Source organism: Providencia burhodogranariea DSM 19968 (genome assembly GCF_000314855.2).
Taxonomy (GTDB): Bacteria; Pseudomonadota; Gammaproteobacteria; order Enterobacterales; family Enterobacteriaceae; genus Providencia; species Providencia burhodogranariea.
This window is the reverse complement of record NZ_KB233222.1, coordinates 650,307-651,208: the sequence shown is the minus strand read 5'-3', so window position 1 is coordinate 651,208 and position 902 is coordinate 650,307. Positions and strand designations below refer to the sequence as shown.

Here is a 902-nt window from a genome sequence, read left to right as displayed (position 1 = left end):
CATATCGAACGTTAGAAGCGCATGTATATGTCGGGCATGTTGCATTCATTATTACAACAAATATACGAGATTTCTCTGATAAAAAATATGCACAGAGGAAATCTGAATTTTTAGGTCGAGGATTTACCGAGTTTCAATCAAATGAAAAACCCGCTAAGCTAGCGGCCATGAAATCGCTTATCTCACGATTAAGTGGACGGTTAGATCATGAAATACCAACCGGAAAAGGAGTTTGCATTCCTAATGGGTTTATTTTGGATGATGGTGATAAACATAAAGAACAAATAAAATTTATTTATAAAAATAATGAACTGCTATTATCTGTAGATGTGGATAACAGCTATCTAGCATCGAGTGATACTTTATTTAGTCGAGGCGCTAAAATCAATTCTGCAATGGGTCAACAAAGTATGCAAACGATAAAAAAAGAAAATTTATTACCAAACGGATTACCTTCTCAAGAGTGGTTAATGAAAGGTAAGCAAGAAGTATATTCAGAAGAGGAAAACAAAAAAATTCCTAATATGCCTTACTATCAATTTTGGCTTTATGCAAATCAAGAAACCGCAACGTTAACAACCCCGAGAGTGTTAGTTAAACTCAATAATGTGAATAGATTTACAACTTACAGTGATGCTCAAATGGTGGAAATATGGGATAGAATTGTTAATTCATTACGTTATCGCCCGAATGCCTTTTGATAGTTTATCATATGATGATATACGGGTTTCGTTATTATCATGCTAATTTGATATTAATATTCATTTATACCAAATCACTTTCGTGGAAATAATTCAACAGGTGAATGTCTGTGCGACTGACTAAATTTAAAATATGGTTCATAACAATCAGCATCATTATTATTTCCGCATTCTTTTGGTTAACTCGTGAAGTCGATCTCA

1 protein-coding gene is annotated in these 902 nt (G+C 33.4%); it reads left to right on the top strand.

What is annotated here, in order from left to right:
- Positions 1-701 (top strand): T6SS immunity protein Tli4 family protein (locus tag OOA_RS02730; protein ID WP_008910596.1); only part of this gene is annotated, 701 nt, incomplete at its 5' end.
- Positions 702-902 lie beyond the last annotated feature (201 nt).